This window comes from Phocaeicola sp. GP0067 (assembly GCF_031119655.1).
Classification (GTDB): Bacteria; Bacteroidota; Bacteroidia; order Bacteroidales; family Bacteroidaceae; genus Phocaeicola; species Phocaeicola vulgatus.
On sequence record NZ_JAVHZY010000014.1, the window covers coordinates 52,698 to 71,936 of the forward strand.

At 38.2% G+C, this 19,239-nt stretch carries 15 protein-coding genes; 10 read left to right on the plus strand and 5 right to left on the minus strand.

Annotation, left to right across the window (positions count from 1 at the left end; translation table 11 throughout):
• The first annotated feature begins 5 nt into the window (after positions 1 to 5).
• Genes RE317_RS12280 through RE317_RS12315 form a run of 8 tightly spaced genes read left to right on the plus strand, consistent with a single transcriptional unit; the run spans position 6 to position 9,950 of the window.
• Positions 6 to 1,424, plus strand: coding sequence for a hypothetical protein (locus RE317_RS12280; protein WP_008668379.1), 1,419 nt, complete (start codon positions 6 to 8; stop codon positions 1,422 to 1,424).
• 2 nt (positions 1,425 to 1,426) lie between these two features.
• Positions 1,427 to 4,909, plus strand: a complete 3,483-nt coding sequence (locus RE317_RS12285) for a hypothetical protein (protein WP_008781854.1) — start codon at positions 1,427 to 1,429, stop codon at positions 4,907 to 4,909.
• Positions 4,902 to 5,765: a hypothetical protein gene (locus RE317_RS12290; RefSeq protein ID WP_008668075.1), complete on the plus strand. Its 864-nt coding sequence runs from the start codon at positions 4,902 to 4,904 to the stop codon at positions 5,763 to 5,765. Before RE317_RS12285 ends, RE317_RS12290 begins: the two co-directional genes overlap by 8 nt.
• A gap of 3 nt (positions 5,766 to 5,768) precedes the next feature.
• Positions 5,769 to 6,587, plus strand: a complete 819-nt coding sequence (locus RE317_RS12295) for a hypothetical protein (protein WP_008668073.1) — start codon at positions 5,769 to 5,771, stop codon at positions 6,585 to 6,587.
• A 3-nt stretch (positions 6,588 to 6,590) separates the two neighbouring features.
• Positions 6,591 to 8,231 carry a hypothetical protein gene (locus RE317_RS12300; RefSeq protein WP_008668071.1) on the plus strand — a complete coding sequence of 547 codons (1,641 nt, stop codon included), beginning with the start codon at positions 6,591 to 6,593 and terminating at the stop codon, positions 8,229 to 8,231.
• Between the two features lie 5 nt (positions 8,232 to 8,236).
• Positions 8,237 to 8,884: a hypothetical protein gene (locus RE317_RS12305; protein ID WP_008668069.1), complete on the plus strand. Its 648-nt coding sequence runs from the start codon at positions 8,237 to 8,239 to the stop codon at positions 8,882 to 8,884.
• A gap of 1 nt (position 8,885) precedes the next feature.
• Positions 8,886 to 9,647, plus strand: coding sequence for a S1C family serine protease (locus RE317_RS12310; RefSeq protein WP_008668067.1), 762 nt, complete (start codon positions 8,886 to 8,888; stop codon positions 9,645 to 9,647).
• Between the two features lie 6 nt (positions 9,648 to 9,653).
• Positions 9,654 to 9,950 carry a DUF6804 family protein gene (locus tag RE317_RS12315; RefSeq protein ID WP_008668065.1) on the plus strand — a complete coding sequence of 99 codons (297 nt, stop codon included), beginning with the start codon at positions 9,654 to 9,656 and terminating at the stop codon, positions 9,948 to 9,950.
• 284 nt (positions 9,951 to 10,234) lie between these two features.
• On the opposite strand, the gene RE317_RS12320 is transcribed toward RE317_RS12315, so the two are convergent.
• Genes RE317_RS12320 through RE317_RS12330 form a run of 3 tightly spaced genes read right to left on the minus strand, consistent with a single transcriptional unit; the run spans position 10,235 to position 11,857 of the window.
• Complete coding sequence (locus RE317_RS12320) at positions 10,235 to 11,125, minus strand: MarR family winged helix-turn-helix transcriptional regulator (RefSeq protein WP_008668063.1); 891 nt, start codon at positions 11,123 to 11,125, stop codon at positions 10,235 to 10,237.
• Between the two features lie 51 nt (positions 11,126 to 11,176).
• Complete coding sequence (locus tag RE317_RS12325; protein ID WP_032939368.1) at positions 11,177 to 11,500, minus strand: hypothetical protein; 324 nt, start codon at positions 11,498 to 11,500, stop codon at positions 11,177 to 11,179.
• 57 nt (positions 11,501 to 11,557) lie between these two features.
• Positions 11,558 to 11,857: a helix-turn-helix domain-containing protein gene (locus tag RE317_RS12330; RefSeq protein WP_008668061.1), complete on the minus strand. Its 300-nt coding sequence runs from the start codon at positions 11,855 to 11,857 to the stop codon at positions 11,558 to 11,560.
• Positions 11,858 to 14,452: 2,595 nt separating this feature from the next.
• Between RE317_RS12330 and RE317_RS12335 the strand changes: the two genes are divergently transcribed.
• Together RE317_RS12335 and RE317_RS12340 are read left to right on the plus strand one after the other, a co-directional pair.
• Positions 14,453 to 15,061, plus strand: coding sequence for a master DNA invertase Mpi family serine-type recombinase (locus tag RE317_RS12335; protein WP_005652924.1), 609 nt, complete (start codon positions 14,453 to 14,455; stop codon positions 15,059 to 15,061).
• A gap of 325 nt (positions 15,062 to 15,386) precedes the next feature.
• Positions 15,387 to 16,601, plus strand: a complete 1,215-nt coding sequence (locus RE317_RS12340) for an IS256 family transposase (RefSeq protein WP_008668060.1) — start codon at positions 15,387 to 15,389, stop codon at positions 16,599 to 16,601.
• 223 nt (positions 16,602 to 16,824) lie between these two features.
• Here the strand turns inward: RE317_RS12340 and folD are convergent, their stop codons facing one another.
• Together folD and ffh are read right to left on the minus strand one after the other, a co-directional pair.
• Positions 16,825 to 17,706, minus strand: coding sequence for a bifunctional methylenetetrahydrofolate dehydrogenase/methenyltetrahydrofolate cyclohydrolase FolD (gene folD, locus RE317_RS12345; protein WP_005848775.1), 882 nt, complete (start codon positions 17,704 to 17,706; stop codon positions 16,825 to 16,827).
• 113 nt (positions 17,707 to 17,819) lie between these two features.
• Positions 17,820 to 19,142, minus strand: coding sequence for a signal recognition particle protein (ffh, locus tag RE317_RS12350; RefSeq protein WP_005839100.1), 1,323 nt, complete (start codon positions 19,140 to 19,142; stop codon positions 17,820 to 17,822).
• Between the last annotated feature and the right edge of the window lie 97 nt (positions 19,143 to 19,239).

The following is a 19,239-nucleotide window of genomic DNA, read 5'->3' on the forward strand; positions in this document are numbered from 1 at the left end:
AATGTATGAGTAAGCTCTATGTATTTGCAATTGGTGGGTCGGGGTCGCGTGTTTTAAGATCACTTACAATGCTTCTTTCTTCAGGCGTACATACCAATTACGAAATTGTCCCAATGATTGTCGACCCAGATCAATCAAATGGTGATTTGGTTCGCACTGTTGATGTTATGCGTTCTTATGAGAATATTCATAATGCTCTTAGCTTTAACAATAATGAGAAAAATGAATTCTTCAAAAATCCAATAAGTGCTCTCAATGATGATGGCAATTATTTACTTCCACTAGTTGGAACTTCAGGAATATCATTTGAGAATTATCTGAGTCTTGGCACTATGTCTTTAGAAAATCAGGCTATTATGAGAATGTTGTTTTCTAATGCAAACTTGGCTTCAGATATGAATGTCGGTTTTAAGGGCAATCCTAATATTGGTAGTATTGTACTTAACCAGTTTACCGACTCAAAAGACTACAATACTTTCGCTACTAATTTTGTTAATGGCGACAAGGTGTTTATTATCAGTTCGATATTTGGAGGGACAGGTGCAAGTGGCTTCCCTCTTTTGCTGAAGAATATGAGAACAAATTCCAATACCGCATTAGCAAACGCACCAATTGGAGCTGTTTCTCTTCTTCCATATTTTAATCTTAAAACAGACAAAAAGAGTTCAATACAAGCAGACTCTTTCATTACAAAAGCTAAAGCGGCTTTAAACTATTATGAGAAAAATGTTACCGGCAACAACACTTTAGATGATATGTATTATTTAGGTGATGATTTCTCAGCTGCAGGTTACGATAATTGTGACGGAGGTGGTAACCAACAAAATAATGCTCATTTGGTAGAAATGCTTGCGGCTCTTTCTATTATTGATTTCGCTGGAAAACAATCTCAACAGAATGCAGTGAAAAATACTAATTTTCATGAGTTTGGTCTTGAAAGTGATTCACAAAGTGTTATGTTTGCTGACTTTGGCATTGAAACAAATAACATAATATGTAAGCCATTATCTATGATGGCGATTTTGAATTCATATCTGAACAATCGTGATGCCTCACATCGTTCTTCACAGAAATGGGCAAAAGATAAGAGCTCTATCTTGGGGGATTCTTTTTGGAGATCTTCCAATTTCAGTGCATACAACAAATATAAGCAATGCTTTGAAGAATGGCTCAGTGAGATGAAGGAAAATCATATTTCTTTTGAACCATTTAGATTGGATAAATCTTCAGTTGATGCTTTAGATATTATTGTAGGTATTACTCCTCACTATGGCTTTTTATCAAAGAAAGGCTGTGACTATATCGACAAGAAGCTAAGTGATAACATTGGTAAAATTTCCGCTAATCTCAATCCACTACAATCTTTTCTTGAGCTATTCTATATTACGCTCAAGGAAATATGTGAAAACAAACTTAAATTGTAATTATGGGACACATTTTCAGATTAAAAAGAGCTGGTGCTGTTGCTACAAAGACTACTATTGTTGGTTGGAGTAATTCAACTGCAACAACATATAATCATGGGTATGTTGATGGAATCTCTGATGCAACAACTACGCAAAACGAAATAACATCAATCCCTTCGCCTTTTGCGAGAATAGAATTGGTGAAAGAAGCCTTTGGTAAAATTATTCCAGGCACATTAAATCAAATGTCTGTTGACGATGTAAAATCACTCCTATCAGGCAATACAATTTATCATAAAATGGTATCTGACACCTTAGATGTAGCACAAATATTTTTTTCATATCCAACCATGCAAGATAAGGTTGACATTGTTGTTTGGAATATGAATCAAGAATTGCAGAAGTTATTGTTGTCACCTAATCCAAATCACCAAGTTGCTGGTAGATCATTAGACATGTTCCTCAAGCAAGATGCCTTAGGAAATGACCCATACAATTTTGGGAAAATGAAGAATATGTATATTCTTAAATATAAGGGATTAGGACAGAAACAGATGCACATCATTGGGGCTACTTCACCTGCAACCTTATTTTTCTCTACAGCTAATAACGAGTCTGCTATATCAAAGGAGCTATGTTTCGGTACTGATTATGCATTTGATTCAAACTATTCATCTCTTGACCAAAGAGATCCGGAATTCTTGAAATATATGTTTGCATTTAGATACTCAAATGCGAACTTTAATAATGATTATCCTGAGGTTGCCAAATATATGGATGCTGTTTACTTCGTTCTTGATAATAGCCTCAAAAACGAAATTAATAGCATTCAAAATCAGTGTATTTCAATAATTCCAGGTACAAAAAACTTCGTAGATAAGACTTATGAAGCTCTTAGTGTAAATATTAATACTACAACATCTTTTGATGTCGAAATCAATGGAGTTTCATTCCATTGCAAAAGAGATGTTGTCACAGGACACTCTGATTTTGAATTACAAGCTCTGAAATCAACAGAAACATTACCGTTAGTTCTTCCTGTTGTCAGAGGAAACGCTTATGAAAACATGGAGTACTATGGTTCTAAGTTTGGTAGAAGTTTTGATGTACCATATTATGATGCTTTGCCTCTTGCGCAACGGCGTCTGCCTGGCATTAATATCCAGCATCCCTATTTAACTATCAGCGACTTTTTTGAAGATAAAATTGTAAAACTTCCTTCTGCTATTAATAAAGCAGACTATTTTGATGGCAACTATCAGAGTTCAAATGGCAATGTTGAAGGTTATTTATTGCCAATAAAGGATACTTTCTTTGATTACTTTACATCTGATTATTTAATTGGCTTGGCCCCATCAGGCAAAAAGGCTTTTGAAATTAAGCAAGTAGCTTCCGGTGTTGAAGTATCACTCCGTGTACCTATTAAGGCTGGAGAAGTAGAATATAAGCGAATATATACTCTTGATGTTAAAGCTGATGAACAGAACAATAAGGGTGCAATTGTTGTTCCTGATGAGGATTTAGCAGTAGGTGTATTCCCGCCTGTAAAATTTGCTCTGGAGGCTGATGCGCATTATAGAATCGTTATTCTTTCCGATCATTCTGTTAATAAAGACTGCACATGTGCTTGTTATACTAATGTTGCTGGTAAGTTTGTACCAGATTATGTTACTAGGAATGTGGATATCCAGGAAGAGTTAAGCTCTAAAGTATACTTGTTAGATGGTAAATCTTTTGACTTTGCAAGAGTTTCTTTAGTTTCAGAATCTGGAAAAGAAAGAGTGGGCAGTGGATTATTAATACCCAAGTTTAAACAACGTGCCGGTGCTGCCTCGTTGACATTTGCCATTGACTTAGGGACATCAAACACTCATATAGAGTACTCTTCAGGTGATGACCAACTACCTAAGCCATTTGAATTTAATAGCGACCAGCCACAGTTCAGTCTGCTTTTCTCAACAGATAGTGCGGTGGTTATGGATCATATCAGAGGTGAGTTTATTCCTGAATCTATAGGCGTGAACGCTAATTGTCATTTTCCCATGCGCACTGTCCTTTGCATTGATAAAGTAAATTCCGGACGTAATGGCACTGGAATTGGAGCATATGAGCCATTTGGCAATGCATCTCCTGCATTTATGTATAATCAAAAAATAGTAGGCACAAAGTACAATGAGTACGTTCCTAACTTAAAGTGGAGTCAAGCTAGTCCTACTAATGAGCAAAGAATAAAATGTTATATTGAATCTTTGTTTATGATGATACGTACAAAAGTAGTTCAAGAAGGAGCTAGTATACAGCAAACACAAATCAAATGGTTTTATCCAATAAGTATGTCTGCTTTTAAGAAAGGATTATTTGAGCGTTTGTGGACTGCTGCATATAAGAAGTACTTTAATCCAACAGGAGTTCCTACTTCTATAACAGAATCTGTTGCTCCATATTCATTTTTCCAAAAAACTAGATCTGACGTAACTAATATCGTTACAATTGATATAGGCGGCGGTACAACTGACATTGTTGTTGCGGATACAAATGGTGTAAAGTGTATATCATCCATGAGATTTGCTGCTGATGCAATCTTTGGTAATAGCTTAGTTAGCGTTCAAAATGGAGAACTAAACGGTATTATCAGACAATGTAAAGATGATTTTATTTCAAAACTTGAAGGTGAAGAGGAATTACAGAAAATGCTCATCCAAAAGACTGCTAATAACTATGGTAATTCTTCAGAGGTTGCATCTTTCTTGTTTTCTCTTGCTGATAACGAAAAGATCAAAGCAAAGTCTATGAGTGATGCAGTTGATTTTAATGCGTATTTAATGCGTAATGGAAGCCAAAAGATAGTATTCTTCATCTTCTATACTTCTATTATTTATCACTTGGCTCATCTCATGAAAGCAAAGAGATTAGAAGTTCCCGCGAATATAGCGTTTAGCGGTAATGGCTCGAAAGTAGTATCTGTACTAAGTCCTAATAAATCTTCTCTTGAGAAACTAACAAGGCACATTTTTAAGTTGGTGTATGATTCTGATATTGATAAGGATATTAAGCTGATACTAAATTCTGAGAACCCGAAGGAAGCTACTTGTAAGGGTGGTTTGTTCTTGAGCCACGAACCAACTAATATAGAATCCGCGAAGAGTATTCTTTTAGGAGTTTCAAGGAACTTACTGTGTGAATCAGAAACATATGCTGATGCACAGACAATGTATGATGATGTTGTTAAAGACGTAAGAGCCTATTTTAACTTTATTGCTTTGAAACTAGCACGTATTCAGGGCTTTTCGTTAAGTAACGAGTTTGGTATTGATAAGCAACATCTTGATTTAGCTGCAAAGTGTTTCAACGAGAACCTGTCTACATATGTAGAGAAAGGTGTTCGTTTGAAATTGGATACTAGTGATGTCAGTCTTGATGATAAGTTAGAAGAGACTCTATTCTTCTATCCGATAATTGGTGTAATTAATGATTTAAGTAATAGAATTTGTGAAAATGAATAATTCAAAGAGGAGAAGCGGCTTGTTTTTGTTTCATCTGCTTGCATACAGCTTTAACAATACTCTTTTTGCCCAAGATAGTATCAAAGTTAAGCAAGATTCTATCTTTGAGGAATCGACTTCAAAGGTGAACTGTCTAGAAACATCAATAAGAGATCTAAGTAATAGCTTGAATGAATCCATACATCATAATCTAATTAGTGGCTTTCCAGACATATATTTGATTTTGATACTTTGTGGCATCGCCATTTTATTTAGTCTATATGCAATCTATAAAGCACACACTAATTATGCATATAGTCATTCTGATATGGATTGCGACAATAGTTTTTTATTCAACAAACAGAAAAAAGATTACACGAAAATAAAAGATGAAATTGTACAGTTAAAGAATCGTATACACGCCCTTGAAAGTCAATTGAGTAATTCACGAAAAGTACAATCAAACTCTACAACAGGAGGTGTTAAAAAGAATGCTTTTCGTGAACAGGGTACTAATTCTATGCTACCCAACACAGTGAAGCCAAAAGATAATAATGACAAAGTTGCCAATAGGCAAGCAGAAACTCGTGAATATATTTGGCTTAAAGCTGTTGATGGAGGAAAGTTGTCAATAGCTCAATCTGCTGATGTTGCCATGTATAGAGCGTGGAAAAGTAATGACATTTATGCTTTTGAATTTTGTTGTGCAAAGACAGGTAAAGCTATTAATAACCGAACTAGCGTTATTGATCCTTTCTGTGAAGTTCAAACAAACGGAATTGATCCAGATCAAGCAAAGAGTGTAAATGTGAAGAAGCCAGGGAGCTTGTCTAGTGACTTTCAAGTTCTCACAAAAGTTATAATCCAATATTGTTAAGTTATGTTTGAAGTCAATATAAAAGTAGATCCGCAGAATTCTTCTGACATGCAGCATGCATTAGAATTCATTCTCAATCATCCTTGTATGAGTAGGTTCAAAGAGACATATTATAATAAATCGTCCTATCTTACAGGAAATTTGGCTGGTAATAGTAGAAACAACCAAGAACTCATCGATCAAATTAAGAAGCTTGAAAAAGAAATTCAAATGCATCAAAAAGAGAACGAAAAGAACCAAAAACTGCTTTCAGATAAGGATGCCGAGATTGAAAAACTTCAGCAATCATTAGAAGAGCAAACTAAAAAATTCGATGAAGAAAACAAAAAAAACAACGAACTTGAAAGTGGTAGGGTAAAAGCTCTTGATGAGAAAGTAAAAATTGAAGAAGAGTCCAAAAAACAGTTAGAAACATTAAAAAAAGAATATAACAAAAATCTAACCGACAAGGACAAAGAAATTTCTCGTCTTAAGAAGATGCTGGAAAGCTATTCTGTTAGTTTCGGCTCTGATGATCCTTCCGAGAAAATCTATTTTGAAGTATCAGAAAATGGTACACTAGAAGAGAGCATGATTTCGTCTGATTCTCTATATTGGGCAAGCAAAAGTGGCAGTATTTACAAATTTACAATTAATACTGACGATGGTCCTATAATTAAAGCCATATCAGATGTTAATCGATATCTCATTCCGTATTGTGACATCCAAAATCAAATAGAAGGTGCCAATACAATCCTGATTCTTTCTATTGGAGAAGCAAAACTGATAGGGGGATCATTTCAAGTAGAAAAGAAAGCGGTTATTTCATTAACTAAGCAATAAACTATGTCTGTTCAATATTATATAGTAGCGATTGTCGTAGCATTTATCGTTGTCCTTCAAGTAATTGCATTCTTTAAGAACCTGTCAATTATTGGTAAACTTAGAGCATTGTTCCCTAATACAAATACATTGTCATTACATAAAGAAAGTAACACAATAGAATGCTCTCTTAATCATACAGAATTTGAAGGAACTTTGCATGATATTAATGGGTATCTAAATGAAAATAAGAATACGTCTGCAGATTATCAGATAATCAAGGAGATAGTTGAAAGAGATTCCCAAAAAATAGAGGAAGATGTTGATACAATGTTGTCGACCCCCCTTTATCTTGGTCTTATGGCTACAATTTTAGGTGCCGCAATTGGAGTTGTATCTTTTGCTTGGACAGATCTTGGAACTTTATTGACAGGTACTAATATTCAGGTCGAAGGAATTAAGACTCTTCTGACTGATATTGGTATTGCTATGATTGCAAGCTTTCTTGGTGTCATGTTTACAGCTATTTCTACCTCAAAGTACAAGGAGGCACGAGGTGAGATGCTTAAGATGAAGAACAAATTTCTGTCTTGGATTCAGACAAAAGTTATGCCTAATATGTCAGATGACCTTACCGGTGCACTTACAAAAATGGCAAATGACTTAAATAAATTCAATAGTACTTTTGCTGAAAATACCAAAGAATTAAAGGAAACCTTATCTCAAGTAACAGACAATTATGACAATCAAGTGAAATTACTTGATGCTATTGATAAAATTAAGATTGCTAAGATTGCTAAAGCGAATGTAGAAGTATACGATAAGTTGCAAGGATGTACAGAAGAGTTGGAACGCCTTTTTGAACATCTTGGAAATTCAGAAGAATATATAGCTCAGGTCGTTAAATTGAATTCACGCTTGGGTGATATTGAGGATAGGACTCGTCTTTCTGAAGAATTAGGTAATTATTTCAAGAGCGAGATTGAATATGTTCAAGACAGACAAGGAATGATGAGACAACAAATGTCTGGTTTGGACTCTGTTGTCCAAGAAGCTTTAGAGAATTTAGGAACAAGTCTAGCAGGAAGTATCTCTAATTTGACTGATGTCTTCCAAAAGCAGAATCAACAAGTTCAAGCATTGATTGAAGAACAACAAGAGAGCCTTTCAAAAGCACTTGAAGATCAACGTGTAGCTATTAATAATAAGATAGCAGAAATTAATGACCCATTTGGTGGACTAAAGGATACATTCAAAGAGGTAGGAGAACAATCTCGTCAAGGCATTGAGAGCATATCAAGTACTTTTGAAACTCAGAACACAGCAATCAAAGAAATGTTAGCTGCGCAAAAGGAATTGCTCGAAAATGAGATCTCAACTCAGCGCGAATCATTAAAGTTACAATTCGCAAATGTGCCAAGTCAAATGAACGAGCTGGCTAAAGTAATGGAGAAACTGAATCAAACAATACTCACTCAGCAACAAAAGATTGAGGAGCAAGGTGTTGCGATTCAATCTCTAGCAAGTTCCATTGGTACACCATTGGATTCTAAAGGAAATGCTAAGCGTAATTGGATGAATGTAGCCATTGCTGTTGGCGTTTGTGGTTCGTTTATTATGCTTCTTGCTATGCTTTTCGTTCAAATGTTTGATATTAAAATCTAACATATATGGCAAAAGGAAATAAGAAATCTTTGTTTTGGACAAGCTATTCAGATTTGATGACTAGCTTGTTCTTTACATTACTTGTGCTCTTTGTTGTAGCGATTATTGCAATGGGACGAGCACTCAAAAAAGCAAATGATTTACAAATTGCGACTCAAGCAGAAATCGATAAGATTCATAATATCGAAAATAGCATACAAAACATTGATAGTAAATGGTTTGAGTACAATGAATTGCATAAGAAACATGTGCTAAAGATTGATGTCTCGTTTCCAATAGGCCAATCTGAAATTACTCATATTCCACTAGAAAAAAGAGAAGAACTATATAGCGCAGGTCTGGCTATAGATCAATTCCTAAAGCATGCAGAAGAAGAGTATGGTGAGTCTGTAAAGTATTTGTTAATTATTGAAGGTCAAGCCTCCAATGATGGATATACTGGAAATTTTGATTTAAGCTACCAAAGAGCTTTGTCTTTGTATCGCTATTTTCAAATTAACCGCCATTTGGATTTAAAGCGACAAAATTGTGAAGTTTTAGTCTGTGGTAGTGGTACAGAAGGTGCTCTTAGGGCATATCCTGATAATGCTTCTAATACTAAAAATCAAAGATTTCTAATACATATTTTACCCAAACCAGGTATTATTAACTAGTATGAAAAAAATATCCATATTACTATTTTTTTGCTGTTGCACCACCCTCATTGGCTGTCGTAAATCTGCAAGAAATCAAAGAGAACGGTATCGTTCTACCGAAATAGTAACAGAAAGTAATAGAGAAAATTCTCCTATAAAAGAAGTTAGAGAAAGGCGAGCGTCATCAAGTCAAAAAAAAAGGAATAGCAAACGTTCTAATCAAAAGTTGGAAGGTTCTCAAGTTTTCGATAGATACGGTAATGCTGTATTTATGATTTTTACGAGTGATGGTAGTAATGGGTATCAAGGTTCAGGTTTCTTTGTTAGTAACGATGGACTTGCCGTTAGTAACTATCACGTATTTAAAGGGACTACCATTGGTAGGGAGCAAATAAAGTTGGCTGGCAGTAATAAATCGTATTCTGTAGCAAAAGTCCTTCATAAAAGTGAAAAAGAGGATTTTATCGTATTTATGGTAAACTGTCAAAATACTAATTACATTCCGATAGCAAAGTCTAAACCTAGAATTGGAGATAAGGTATATGCTATCGGTAGTCCACGAGGATTGGAAAACACTTTCTCTTCAGGAGAAGTTTCACAATGGCGTGCGGATAATTTAATGCAAATAAGCGCACTTATTGATCACGGGAGTAGTGGCGGTGCACTAATCAATGAGTATGGAGAAGTTGTTGGCATCACTTCCGGTTCTTTTGCTGATGGCTCTCAAGCTAATTTAAATTATGCTTGGAGCATAGATGTTGTTAAACCATATATAAAATAAATCCACATGAAGCCGATATTGAAACTTATAATCGCCATTATGCTGATTCTTTGCTTAGCAGATATGCCATATGGCTTCTATGAACTAGTGAGATTTGCAGCGGCAGGTGCATTTGTTTATCTATCATATGACTATTTTAAAAACAAAAAAGATGGACTTGGGTTCTTATTTGCTGGATTAGCTCTTTTGTTTCAGCCATTTTTCAAAGTTGTACTCGGAAGGGTCCTTTGGAATATCATTGACATAGTAGTAGCTGTAGCTTTAATATTCCTTATCGTGAGAGCCTTTAAGAAAGAACAATAAAGCGGATGGAAGTTGAAACCATTAAATATATTAAGTAGGCATTCAGTTTCAATTACCTTTCAGAATCAATATATTTGCAAAAACAAACCCGATAGCTTGACGAATCAAGGGCTACCGGGAGTAAACATTGTAAAGATATGTTTTTTCAAGAAAATGCACAAATCTTTTCGAGAAAAAAATCAATAGGTATAGACATGCAAAGCGGGTTTGTCCGACATTGGTACTTCTTGCTACTCCCTAAAACAGTTACGGTTACTCTTACTATGCCATCACTCAGATAGTGTTCACTCAGCTAATACGAGGGGCTGCGATTCTTCCTCTGCCAAAGGTTGTGGGAAAACGTAGTCGGTCGTTCGCTGATTAATAGAGGGTAATGCCCGGGATGTGTTGTTCGGGGCTGTAGAGCCATTCTCAACAGTTCTATCATTAGACAGGTCTGTTGACGAGGTCGTAGAACACCCAGAAGAACTTCCTTCAATGTCGGGCATAGAATGGTCGGTTCTATTAGTGGGCGATTCATTGGTGTCTGTCGGTTGCGATGCTGCATCATTACCAACTACGTTTTCTTCCCCTGATGGTATCAGTAATTCGCCATTATCAGAATAGACTGGTGGCTGTAAATCTAAAATAGGGAAAGAAATAGGTGAACCGCAAGGCTCGGTAGGTACAGTTTCGGACGATTGGCTACGGAAATTTCTCTTGGAATCGGTAGCCAAATGTTCCTCTCCGCTTGTGACTATCTTCTTGAAGTTTTGACTGGCATTTCTCTCATGGATTTGTTCAGAAGACGGTCTGTCTTTAATCTGAACATAGAAAGGATTGGTGGTGCGTTGTCCGTCCACCATCCAAGCCGAGATACATTTCAACGTATGTACGCTGGTTCGGTTACTCTGTTCGGTTGCGACAATTCCAAGCTGATTCATCTGGTCGAGCAATCGTGAGATAGTCTTCTTGTCATAGCGCAATCGGTTGGACAATTCCACTTCCGATATAGCCGCCTGCCCCACATGGATCGTGGTATGAAATCCTTTGATGTTATACTCCGTCTCTTTCAACGAGACAGACCTAATCAGTTGGTGAAGTATCTTCATTCGGTCAATGCCATACTTGCTTTCTGCCAGAAATTTGAGTCGTTCTGCGGAAAGCACTATACAATAGTTTACTTGTTGTTTCATCGTCTAAGTGTTTTTGATGATTAAAAACTGGTGCAGCCAAAAAGAGAAACATTAGAAGTACCTTCTGTTCGTTCTCTCTGGCAAGTAATACTCTCGGTCGTAAGAAATATGGTCTAGCACATCCTGCAACCTTTCCTGTTCGCTTCTGTCAAGTACACAGATAGCCGCAATTGTGATTTTGTGTGATGCCAAACGTCTGTGCTCACATTCGATTTCTGTCATCGGCTCATGCTTCGGTTTGCAAATGCTGTCAAGGTAGCTGTTCACTGCTTCTGTCTGTTCCTTGCTTGGAAAGGCGGCAGGGAAACGGTCTTGAACATACACAGCCATCTTGCTGACCGCATTTGCCAACAGCGGGTCACGGTGGGCTATAATCTTGGTGAGGTCTTCTACTCTTCATGCTTCTAATATTTAACATTGACTCATCTCTGCCTATCGGGTGGCAGCTTCCGCTCTCACCCCCTCCTCCGACATGGACTTTGCACCTCTCACCCAATCAAGCAGAGCTTTCTTCTCGAAGAAGATGAGCTTGCCTGCCGGTTTGAAGAACGGCAACTGATTCGTGTGAGTCATCTTATACAAGATGCTCTTGGCAATGCCGAGAAAAGCCGAGGCTTCCTCCAGATTCAACACTTCCTTAGCTGAAAAGCAAAGGTCTTCCAAACGAGCCACTCTTTCTTGGAGTGATGCAATCTTACGCTCGTGTTCAAGGTTCATTTTTGATTCGTTCATATTTCTACTATTTTCTTGTTTTCATTATCAATTGTGACCGCAAAGATATATGGAGATTTTTCATTTCCAATGGGTCGTTTCGCTTTATTAAAACATTGAATATCAATTATGTCTGGTTATCTAATCAGATGCTGGTTTGGCTGATTATCCGGCATTTGTTCAGATAGTGGAATTTTGTATTGACCTGTTCAATACCCAACTTAGACATCTAAAGATGTAGACAAATATGCGGTCATTTGACCACACAAGTATCTGGTCTGAGTAGCCTATAACTGACCAGACAATGTAAAACAATCTTTAATAAACGGCATTCAGCCAAACCAGAGAAAAGGCAGCATAAAGTGTGAGAAGAGTGAAACCTACCTGCATTATCCGCAGAGGAAAAAGCCTCAAAGAAAATCGTTTGTAGATGAGAGAAATACGACAAAATATTAGTTTTTGACGGGACAAATTCGTACTTTTGCAAAGACGGTGCGAATGCACCGCAAAGGCATTTTCAGTCAAGAGCGTTCTTGTATTTATTTTCCTGTGGTTTTGTTCCGTTTTTGTCCTGCGTGAAATTTTTGACGAGGAACAGAATTTTAGAAATCACTGATATTTAATAAATTTTAATCTATTTTAAAGGTAAAATTGGCGTAACCACCAATAACCACCAGAAGATAATGACAGAGATTAGTATGCGGTCTTTCATTGACGGGCGATCGGTCGAACAATCTCACCGCTTCGTTCTCCGTGCTATCTTTTGGCAGATCTTCTTACTTTCCCGTTCAAGTACCTTTCCGGAGTTCTTACTGACATTGACCGTACTTGCCTCGCATAGAAGAGAGCTTCGTCCATTTCAGACAAGGCTTCCGAAAGTATGTTTTTGAATTTTCCAAGTTGACATTGAAGATACGGACGGCTTTATAATTGTTTCCGATATGTCAACCATACAGTCTTTTTCTTATATTTTTTTGGCAACCGGAAGAGCCTCATTTGGTTCTAAAAAAATCATATTTCTTACTCATAGGCTGTTATCTTTTCCGTTCCATCTTCATTTTTGTCAATCATCCTTGCCGCTTCACATGCTTCACACGTGCAATGGCGTGATCCATTTCCGTTTATCCTTATCCTTGCGTTTTCCTCAAGGCAGGACGTCGAAACCGCTATTCCGCAGCGATCTCCGGAGTATTAGGCGGGTACGATTTGGCGGCGAATACGCCGTTAAACCGTTTTATTTTCGTTAAACGAAAAGACAACTTGCTGTCCGCAGGAGCGGACCATGTTTCTCCAATAATTATTGTGTATCAGCTCATTGTAAGGCTATTTTCCTGTGGTTTGTGGGGCTTTTCCATCAGATATTTGCCGGCTGTTCTCCCCATTAAAGGATAGATATATTTCCATGACTATGTGACTTACGCCCATAATTCGGGGATAAGGAGGCGAATATGCTGAAAATCTGCCCTTTACATGCCCTATTGTCCATTAATGGATTGCTACTTCTACACTTCTGCAAATGGAGAATGACAGGTAGCCGTGTACGACTTATGTTTTTCTTCATCGTCTCCATTAATGGATTGCTACTTCTACACATCCGCAAATGGAGAATGACAGGTAGTCGTGTGTGACTTATGTTTTTTCTTTATAATCTCCATTAATGGATTGATATTTATACACTTCTGCAAATGGAGATTTTGAGATATCTATATCCGGAAGGATGCGTGCTCCCTTCGCTCCCGGCTATCCCTATTTTGATATCCGGCTATATCGCAATTCTGTGATAGCATTATCCGGATAGCGTATCATACGGCTATATACAAATATGGCTACACTATAATTCATGGTTGTGATGGAGATGGCTCTTCCCATCCGGTAACATGACCATAATACTACGAGAAAAAAGGCAACAACCGCAGAGAAAAAACGAATGACAGGAACAATTACTGAATGACAGATTCCGACAAATAACCGGATGCAATACGGTTATTTGATAATCAAGCAAATAGAAAGTCCGGTACATGAGAATTCAGGCGATCATCCCGGATGGAATCTGTTAAAGAGGCTTTTGGAACAAATGAAATACCGATAATAAAAATACAGAATCGGATATACGGATGCTGTCATATACCCACAACCAGCCATACCACTATTCCGATAATCATATATGGTTATCCGTGCATCCCGTTATATCCTTTCCGATAGAAGAGCGTATTGTTATCGTCGTATCTACATGTCCGGTCATATGGCTATATGCATATCTGATGGTACCATCACTTTTCCCATCCGAGTTTGTTATAGGCCAGATTCGGGAATTTTAATTAATTCTGAAATAAATTTCTTATCGACTTATTGTAAAAGCTTCGGAAGAAGTGCCCGATTTTAAGGTAAAGAGCTGACAACCGTATTTATTGCTGTGCTCAACTATAAGTTGCTATCAAGTCAGTTATTCTATGCACAAATAGAAGAATAAAAATTAAATTGTACTATATAAAAATGGAAATTGAAAGTTCATTAAAAACGAAATGGCAAAGAATTAAATGTAAAATCAACGCTCTCTTAGGTTTCTATAGAAAAACTATCCATATTATATATCTATAAACATTTATAATTAGACATATGATATACGGATACATTAGAGTAAGCAGTGATAAGCAGACAGTAGAAAACCAACGTTTTGAAATCAAGAATTTCTGCGACAATCAAAACATAAAAATTGATGGTTGGATAGAGGAAACCATTAGTGGAACAAAAGCCTACAACAAACGTGAACTCGGAAAATTGCTCAATAAGGTACAGAAAGATGATTTAATTATCTGCGCTGAATTGTCCAGATTGGGTCGTAATCTCTTTATGATAATGGAAATTCTGAATATTTGCATGAGCAAGGAATGTAGGGTTTGGACTATCAAAGACAACTATAAGTTAGGAGAGGACATTCAAAGTAAAGTGTTGGCTTTTGCTTTTGGACTGTCAGCAGAGATTGAACGTAACCTTATTAGCCAACGAACAAAAGAAGCCTTAGCACGAAAGAAAATAGAAGGAGTAATATTAGGACGTCCTAAAGGGAAAAAGACTGCTCCAGAAAAGTACAAACTCCACGATAAGAGAATTCTCATACAAGAACTATTGAAAGCTGAAGTTTCACAACGCAAAATCGCTAAAATTTGTAAAGTGGATAGAAATACGCTCGCTCGATTTATTAAGACTTTTATGGTAGAAGTATAAGGAGCGATTTCGTGCAGCAAGAGCATACCATTTGCGATTTCTCCGATAGTAACAGCTGGGTAATATTGTCGCCAATTGAACAATGTATCAGGCATAAGATGAATCTATTGGTACACCACTCAAAGATTGGGATATAAACATTTATCGTGGAGTCCTTACTGGGTATAACGATGCGTTTATCATATCTACCGAAAAGCGTAATGAGATATTGGCGAATTGCCAGACAGAAGGCGAGCGTCAAAAAACGGCTGAACTTATAGAGGATGTAAATAAAACTGTGTCAGCAAAGAGTAAAATATTAACTTTGCTAACACGTTTTTTTTGTATGAAAGAAGAATTTGATTTTGAGAGTATCAAGAACAAGGCAATTGAGCAGCTAAGAGCAGGTAAGCCCTTGTTAGGTAAAGACGGTGCTTTCGCCCCTTTATTGGAAAGTATCCTGAATGCAGCTCTAGAGGGTGAGATGGATGCACATCTTACAGAAGAAGAACGTCAAATGGGTAACCGCCGTAACGGGAAAATGCAAAAGCAGGTCCAGACACCATTAGGTGAGGTAACCGTATCCACTCCTCGTGACCGTAATTCAAGTTTTGATCCACAATTTATTAAGAAGCGTGAGACCATTCTGGCAGAAGGTGTTGCTGACCGTATAATCGGCCTGTATGCTCTTGGTAACAGCACACGTGAGATTAGTGATTGGATGGAAGAGAACCTTGGTAATCGTATATCGGCAGATACAATCAGCGCCATTACAGATCGTGTACTTCCGGAAATAAAGGCATGGAAATCACGTATGCTTGATTCTGTCTATCCTATAGTCTGGATGGATGCCATCCATTATAAGGTAACGGATGAACGTGGTTGTGCTGTTACACGTGCAATCTATAATGTGTTGGGTATTGACCGGGAAGGACATAAGGAGCTACTCGGAATGTATATATCAAGAAATGAGGGAGCAAACTTCTGGCTCAGTGTTCTGACAGATCTCCAGAACCGTGGAGTCGAAGATATTCTTATTGCCTGTATAGACGGCTTGAAAGGTTTTCCTGAAGCAATCCAAAGTGTTTATCCCAATACAGCCATACAGCTTTGTGTTGTACATCAGATTCGTAATTCCATCAAATATGTAGGCTCCAAAAATCAAAAGGAATTCCTGAAGGATTTGAAATGCGTTTATCAGGCTGTAAATAAAGAATCGGCAGAAAATGAACTTCTTAAGCTGGAAGAGAAATGGGGCGAACAGTATCCTGTTGTAATCAGGTCCTGGCAGGAGAATTGGGATAAGCTGTCCGAATATTTCCAGTACACTCCGGCTATCCGTAAGCTTATATATACAACAAATACTGTTGAAGGGTATCACCGTCAGATTCGTAAGGTAACAAAAAACAAGGGCGTGTTCCCGTCGGATACAGCCCTTGAGAAACTGGTTTATCTTGCATACCGTAATATACGGAAGAAGTGGACTATGCCACTTGCCAATTGGGCTACAATCTCACTGCAACTGGCCATAAAGTTTGGAGAACAATTTAAATTATTGTAATTTTACACTCGTCGGGACGGGTGGTCCCGCCCCTTGGCGCTGGCCGTTCCCCGACCGATAAGTTTTCTAATAGGAAATAATGCGTGACACAGTTTATTTTACACTATCTAACTTTTGTTCATGAAAACAAGTGTGTCAAAAGCAGGTCAGCTTATCCTGTAAGCATTACCAAACTTTTGACACATTCTTTTTTATCCATCAAGCTTCGCAAAGCATGTGGCACTTATTTGTAAATGGCCTTTTTTCCAGCCAGCAACGTATTCTTCATTAAAGATACAATAGTCATAGGTCCCACACCACCCGGAACGGGAGTGATATAAGAACATTTGGGAGCCACTTCATCAAATTTCACATCTCCGGTCAGTTTGAATCCGGATTTCTTTGTGGCATCCGGCACACGGGTAGTACCCACGTCAATAACCACCGCACCTTCTTTCACCATCTCAGCCTTCACAAAATTCGGCTGACCCAGTGCAGCAATGATAATGTCAGCTTCCTGACATTCTTTTACCAAATCCTTGCTGCGGCTGTGACAAACAGTTACAGTGGCATCACCCGGATAAGCTTTCTGCATCATCAGGCTCGCCATAGGCTTACCCACAATATTGCTACGGCCCAATACTACACACTTCTTTCCCTGTGTTTCAATATGGTAACGTTTCAGCAATTCCAGAATACCATTAGGCGTAGCGGATACATAGCAAGGAAGGCCAATGGACATACGTCCTACATTGATAGGATGGAAACCATCCACATCTTTACGATAGTCAATGGTTTCAATCACTTTCTGCTCGGAAATATGCTTCGGTAAGGGAAGTTGTACGATAAAACCATCCACGTCAGCATCCTCATTCAGTTCTCTGACCTTTGCCAGTAATTCTTCTTCCGTCACATCTGCTTCATAACGGATCAGACTGGATTTGAAACCACATACTTCACAGGCCTTTACTTTAGCCGCCACGTATGTCTCACTTCCCCCGTCGTGTCCAACGAGGATTGCAGCTAAATGGGGACGCTTGCCACCTTTAGCCACGATTCCGGCAACTTCCGCAGCAATCTCCTGCTTCACCAGTTCCGAAATAGCTTTTCCATCAATTAGTTGCATACTATTTATTTATAAATAATCCATTGAGCAACAAATGTAGCATAAATCAGCCACGTTGCATAATAAAAAAAGGAGAAAGTTCCGCACTTTCTCCCTACCTGTTTATTTAAACCTTACTTTTTAAGTTTCGGCATCATCTTACCCATCTTGCTACCGGTCACCATCTTCATCATCTTGCGGGTCTGGTCAAACTGCTTCAGCAAACGGTTTACCTCCTGAATGCTGGTTCCACTGCCTTTGGCTATACGCGTACGACGTGTTCCGTTCAGGATTTCGGGATTTGTACGTTCCTGCGGAGTCATGGAATAAATAATCGCCTCAATGCTCTTGAATGCATTATCATCGATATCAATGTCTTTAATCGCTTTACCCACACCCGGAATCATGGAAGCCAACTCTTTCAGGTTACCCATCTTCTTTATCTGATGAATCTGGCTCAAAAAGTCATTGAAGTCGAACTGGTTTTTGGCAATCTTTTTCTGAAGGCGCTTTGCCTCTTCCTCGTCATATTGCTCCTGCGCACGTTCTACCAAAGACACGATATCACCCATGCCGAGAATACGGTCTGCCATACGTGCAGGATGGAACTGATCGATAGCATCCAACTTTTCGCCGGTACCCACAAACTTGATAGGCTTATTCACAACGGTACGAATAGAAAGAGCGGCACCGCCACGGGTATCACCATCCAACTTGGTCAGCACAACACCGTTAAAGTCCAAACGTTCATTAAATTCACGGGCTGTGTTCACCGCATCCTGACCGGTCATTGAATCGACAACGAACAATGTTTCATCCGGATTGACCGCTTTCTTAATCGCCTCAATCTCATTCATCATCTGTTCGTCGATAGCCAGACGACCGGCTGTATCGACAATAACCAAATCATAACCTTTCGCTTTTGCTTCATGAATAGCGTTCAATGCAATCTGCACCGGATTCTTGCTGTCCAATTCACTATATACAGGAACCTCGATTTGTTCTCCCAATACTCTTAACTGTTCGATAGCAGCGGGACGATAAACGTCACAAGCCACCAACAGCGGCTTACGGTTCTTCTTGGTTTTCAGCATACGGGCCAGTTTACCGGAGAAAGTAGTCTTACCGGAACCTTGCAGACCTGACATCAGGATAACCGCCGGACGACCTTCCAACACCAATTCGGCAGTCTCACCGCCCATCAATGCAGTCAGTTCATCATGTACAATCTTTACCATCAACTGGCTGGGCTTCACAGCCGTAAGCACATTCTGCCCCAAGGCTTTTTCTTTTACAGTATCAGTAAAGCCTTTGGCGACCTTATAGTTCACGTCAGCATCCAACAAAGCTTTACGCACATCCTTCAATGTTTCCGCTACATTAATCTCGGTGATTTTTCCCTCACCTTTCAGAATCTTAAAAGACCGTTCCAGTCTCTCACTTAAATTATCGAACATATATCTTTAATTATAAATTACGAATTATGATTGCCTGTCCTTCTTTACTAACCTTCAGAATAACAACAGGGTGCAAAAATACAAAAAACTTATGAAC

Bases quoted from the DNA above. Each gene is read 5' to 3' on its own strand.
- RE317_RS12340 (WP_008668060.1), top strand. From the start codon at position 15,387: ATGAAAGAAGAATTTGATTTTGAGAGTATCAAGAACAAGGCAATTGAG.
- RE317_RS12285 (WP_008781854.1), top strand. From the start codon at position 1,427: ATGGGACACATTTTCAGATTAAAAAGAGCTGGTGCTGTTGCTACAAAG.
- RE317_RS12330 (WP_008668061.1), bottom strand. From the start codon at position 11,857: ATGAACGAATCAAAAATGAACCTTGAACACGAGCGTAAGATTGCATCA.
- RE317_RS12305 (WP_008668069.1), top strand. From the start codon at position 8,237: ATGGCAAAAGGAAATAAGAAATCTTTGTTTTGGACAAGCTATTCAGAT.
- RE317_RS12280 (WP_008668379.1), top strand. From the start codon at position 6: ATGAGTAAGCTCTATGTATTTGCAATTGGTGGGTCGGGGTCGCGTGTT.
- RE317_RS12290 (WP_008668075.1), top strand. From the start codon at position 4,902: ATGAATAATTCAAAGAGGAGAAGCGGCTTGTTTTTGTTTCATCTGCTT.
- ffh (WP_005839100.1), bottom strand. From the start codon at position 19,142: ATGTTCGATAATTTAAGTGAGAGACTGGAACGGTCTTTTAAGATTCTG.
- RE317_RS12295 (WP_008668073.1), top strand. From the start codon at position 5,769: ATGTTTGAAGTCAATATAAAAGTAGATCCGCAGAATTCTTCTGACATG.
- folD (WP_005848775.1), bottom strand. From the start codon at position 17,706: ATGCAACTAATTGATGGAAAAGCTATTTCGGAACTGGTGAAGCAGGAG.
- RE317_RS12320 (WP_008668063.1), bottom strand. From the start codon at position 11,125: ATGAAACAACAAGTAAACTATTGTATAGTGCTTTCCGCAGAACGACTC.
- RE317_RS12300 (WP_008668071.1), top strand. From the start codon at position 6,591: ATGTCTGTTCAATATTATATAGTAGCGATTGTCGTAGCATTTATCGTT.
- RE317_RS12315 (WP_008668065.1), top strand. From the start codon at position 9,654: ATGAAGCCGATATTGAAACTTATAATCGCCATTATGCTGATTCTTTGC.
- RE317_RS12335 (WP_005652924.1), top strand. From the start codon at position 14,453: ATGATATACGGATACATTAGAGTAAGCAGTGATAAGCAGACAGTAGAA.
- RE317_RS12310 (WP_008668067.1), top strand. From the start codon at position 8,886: ATGAAAAAAATATCCATATTACTATTTTTTTGCTGTTGCACCACCCTC.